General features: G+C 60.5%; 3 protein-coding genes. 1 reads left to right on the forward strand and 2 read right to left on the reverse strand.

Annotation, left to right across the window (positions count from 1 at the left end):
• Together AC2VNK_RS09215 and AC2VNK_RS09220 are read right to left on the reverse strand one after the other, a co-directional pair.
• The coding region (locus tag AC2VNK_RS09215; protein WP_486883543.1) for a two-partner secretion domain-containing protein at nt 1–572 on the reverse strand (572 nt) is incomplete at its 3' end.
• A 12-nt stretch (nt 573–584) separates the two neighbouring features.
• Complete coding sequence (locus tag AC2VNK_RS09220; RefSeq protein ID WP_486883544.1) at nt 585–2300, reverse strand: ShlB/FhaC/HecB family hemolysin secretion/activation protein; 1716 nt, start codon at nt 2298–2300, stop codon at nt 585–587.
• Nucleotides 2301–2503: 203 nt separating this feature from the next.
• Here AC2VNK_RS09220 and AC2VNK_RS09225 point away from each other — a divergent pair.
• A partial coding sequence (locus AC2VNK_RS09225) for an AfsR/SARP family transcriptional regulator (RefSeq protein ID WP_486883545.1) occupies nt 2504–4140 on the forward strand: 1637 nt, incomplete at its 3' end.

The following is a 4140-nucleotide window of genomic DNA, read 5'->3' on the forward strand; positions in this document are numbered from 1 at the left end:
ATGCCATTGGGGTTGACCAGAAACACTTGGCCATTGGCATTGAGATGACCGAAGATGGCACTGGGATTGCTGCCGGTGACATTGTTCAGGGCCACACTGGCCGCATTGGGTTGCTGAAAATTTACCGTCTGCCCACTACCGATGCTGAAGCTCTGCCAGTTGAGGATGGCTTTGCTGGATGACTGGGTGACGGTGAGCTGGTTGTCCGCCTGGCTGATGGTTGCCTGACCGGAGACGACCTGACCGTCGGTAGGCAGGCTTGCAGCCGGCAGACTGGCTGCCAGGGACCACGGCGCAAAAAACAGGATACCGCCGCCGAGCAGAAATCGCTGCCAGAGGATGGCCTGGCGGAGACTCCGGGCACCACTGGGCGATAAGGGTGCCGGGTCTGCGGCATCCGCATCGGCGTGGGCAACCCCGGTCGTAGCGTACCGTGCTGAACGCCCGCCGGCGGTGCCTTTGCGGCGCGGGCTTGTGCCGGGGGTGGCGCCACGGCGATATCCCGAGATTTCTGAAACCGCCACCAGCATGCGGTGGGAGGAACTCCAGACCAGTCGATAAATATGGTTCATGACGCCTCCCTCCTACGAATGCCAAAATGCGCCGGGCGTCACAACCAGCGTGGCCCAGAGTTCACTGTGTTGATTGGCGCCCGCCGTGTTGGCGGCATTACCGATCCGGTGTACCCAGTCAAAGCGGCATTGGACCCCACGGATGTGGTACTGCAGGCCCAAACCGGCGGCCGCCATGCCCAGCCGGTTCGATTGCGGGGCACCGGGATAAAAATCGTGGTATTGCCAGACTTCTCCGCCCTGGAGTAGCGCCGCTATCCGCAGGTGCCCGTAGCGGGCAGGGATCGGCAGACCGTGGGATAAGGCCAGACGGGCGAGAATGCCCTGGTCTCCCGCACCGCTGCCCACGGCCGCACTCATGATGCCCTGGGGGCCACCCAGGTACATCTGCTGACTGGCATCGAGATTTTTGGAGGCCACCTGAGCCAGCAGATGGGCATCCAGGCGCAAGCCGGCGGGGAGTTCCTGCAGCCGGTTCAGTTGGAGTTGTCCTATCCAGAACAGCCCGGCGGTGCGGGGACCGGCGGCATCGGCGGCCTGGGCAGTGGTGCCGAAGATCACCTTGTTGCCGCCGGTGACACTGATGGATCCGCTGCTGACGCCGTCGCCGCTGGCCAGGGCGCCACTGAGACTCCATTGCACCAGATTCAGCTGCGTGTCCGTGGCACTGTTCGGGACGATCCCCGACTGTTGGGTGAAGCGATCCTGAATGAAGTTCAGGCTGCTGTTGAGCAAGGCACCCGGACGCAACAGAATCGGATAGGAGAAACCCGCACCCCACTGGATAGCCCGACCGGTTTCGTCCAGAGCCGTAAAGTTCTCACCCAGCCGATAGTGGGTCCAGGAGGCAAACAGATTAGCGCGTAGTCCGTTCCAGAGATTGGGAGACAGGAAGGACAGACCCGCCGCATGGAGCAGTCCGCCGCTGGTGGTCAGGCCATTCGCCGAAATTTCGCTGCCGTAGCCGAACGGGTTGCGCAGATTGACATCGCCCTGCCACTGAACCCGGCCGGTATAGTTTCCGCCGTAGTTGTTGACCCCCACACTGCCCGAGACCAGGGGGCGGTTATGTAGGGCGACCTGCAGGGAACTGGTTTGGGGTCGGGTGCCCGGGATCAGGGTGCCGGCGACCCGGATGCCGGGGGTCTGGTTCAGTAGCAGCAGGCCGCGATTCAGCGCGCTGTCGGTGATCAGTGCGCCGGGAGTCACCCCTAGAGTATATTGGGCGGCACCTGCACGCAGGCGCGATCCAGGAGTAATCTGAATTTGGTCATAGCGAGGCTCCACCACCTGAATATGAATCTGTCCGGCACGAATCTCCTGGGCGGGCAGGTAGGCGTAGGCCAGCGGGTAACCCTGCTGATGCAACGCCTCGGTCAGGGTGTCGGCGGCTTGCTGCAGTTGCCCGAGGGTGACCGTATGACCTTCCAGGGGACGTATCGTCGCCTGCACGAAAGTCATTGGAAGCAGGGTGTTGCCGATGACGGTGATTTGCCGTACTGCAACAGGGGTCTGGGAACGAGAGGTCCGTTCTGCGGGCGCGGGCAAGGCCAGTACCGCGCCGGGGGCCTCGGGCAGGACTGGCGCCGGGCGCACCTGCTGCAGGATTTGCCCTGGTGCAGGCGCCGGTGACGCCGTTGCCAGGGCCGGCAGGGCCGTCAGAAGACCGGCACACCACAAAGACAGACGCAGGCCATGAGGCCTGAATGAGGGCGAGCGATCGCGCATAGCTTGTTTCCCGCTAAATATTAAGTGCACGGTAGATTGTGTTCATGTTTCTTTTTCTCCTGAGCGACGGCTTGCAGTGGTCGTGGCGGCTAATGAATTTGAGCGGATTGTAACAAAACAGATACGTTTGTTACGTTTTTTGACCGTTACGAAGAAATACGTTAGTATACATAATATTACATGACATATTTGGAGCCATGCGGGTGGCAGCGAACGAAGCAGTGCTAACAATTCGCCTTTTGGGAGACATGGAGCTACGCTGGCAGGCGCGCTCCCTACCGTTACCGCACCGTACGGCACGACGGCTCCTCGCCTATCTCTGCCTGCACCCTGGTCGTATCCATAGGGCGGAACTGGCAACACAGCTTTGTTCGGCAGAATCCGACACGCAGGCGCGCAACCAGCTCCGGCAAGCCATCTTCCAACTCGCGCGGACCCTTCCCACGAAAAGCTCTCCCTTTCTGCACAACGGAGACTGGCTCGAATGGCGGCAGGGCGAGCGGCAAGCAATCGATCTGCCTCAGTTTTTGGCCGCTGACCTCCAGGACGTCGAATCTTGCACCCGGGCCATCGCGCTGTATCGCGGAGAATTTCTCGCCAATGAAGGGGTTAATGACGGTAGCCCTTTCGCGATCTGGGCCGGCAAGCTACGCGGCCTTGCCGAAGATCGTCTTCAACAGATCTATCAGGCACTCGTCGATCATCACTTGGCCGCTTCCAATTCAGAAGTAGCGTTGGACTGGGCCACACGCTGGACGCAGGAGTGCCCGCTCCTCGACCTCCCCCATCTGCGCCTGATGCAGATCCTGGCGGATGCAAATCAAACACAGCAGGCTCTGTACGTTTTCGAACAGTTCCGGAACGCCAAGGCCACGATGCGCGGCGAAAAACCCAATGCGACGCTGCACTCGTTCTACAGAGAACTGCAGGCCCTTCGGACGACCAGCATCGCTCCGAAGATCGACGCCGACATCCCGGGTAGCATCGCCATCACCGTACTCGCCATCTTCCCTAAACCAGGCTGGGAAAGAGCCTCGGACGAAGAAATCCAAGCGCATATACAAAAATACCACGCGGTAGCGCATCAAATTGCCGGACAGGTCTCGGCACGCGACCGTGTAACGGGTGACGGCGTGCTGGAACTGATTTTCGATGGCGAAAACGTGGCTGCGGAGGGACCGCTCGCTGCCGTCCGAGCGATGGCAGCACTTCACGAAGCCTGGCCCGAGGAAGACGGCGCCGTGTTTCTCATCGATTATGGTCGGATTCTTCACAACAACACCGGCGAACCCGTGGGGCACCTGTTTCGTTCGTTGCGGCAAAGCGCCCGAAACCTCCCGACAGGGGCGCGTATGATCCTGGGTCAGGCGGCGTATGTCTTGCTTCCGAACCCATGCCCCCCCTTTGTCTTCCAGACACTGGACCAGGACAGCACCGCCTTGTATCTCTGTACCTGCACCGAGGACACTTCACCTGATCTCAACGCGCCTATCGCCCACGGCAAAATCCACCAGGAGCTCGTGCGCAGAATACGGGCGGTCCTCGATGGCCATCCTGGAGAGTGCCTGTGGGTCGTGGGACCGCCTGGGATCGGGAAAACCTGGCTGTTCCAACAGGTACTGCAACCTTTTTTAGGACAGGTTCCGATCATCCGCTACCAGACAAGTGCTGCCCATCGCAACCAACCTCTGTACCCAATGGCCCAGACTCTGCGACGCTTGCTCCGACTCGACGGCCTGGAAAAATCGGTAGCGCAGCGCGTGCTACGGCAACATTTACAGACTTTGGGCGAACAAGACCCTCTCCTTTTGCGCATCTGGTTTCACTGGTTGGAGGTTTC

This window comes from Acidithiobacillus sp. TH-A35, from assembly GCF_057473505.1.

Coding starts and splice junctions, on each gene's coding strand:
- AC2VNK_RS09220 (WP_486883544.1), bottom strand. CDS start 2,300: ATGCGCGATCGCTCGCCCTCATTCAGGCCTCATGGCCTGCGTCTGTCT.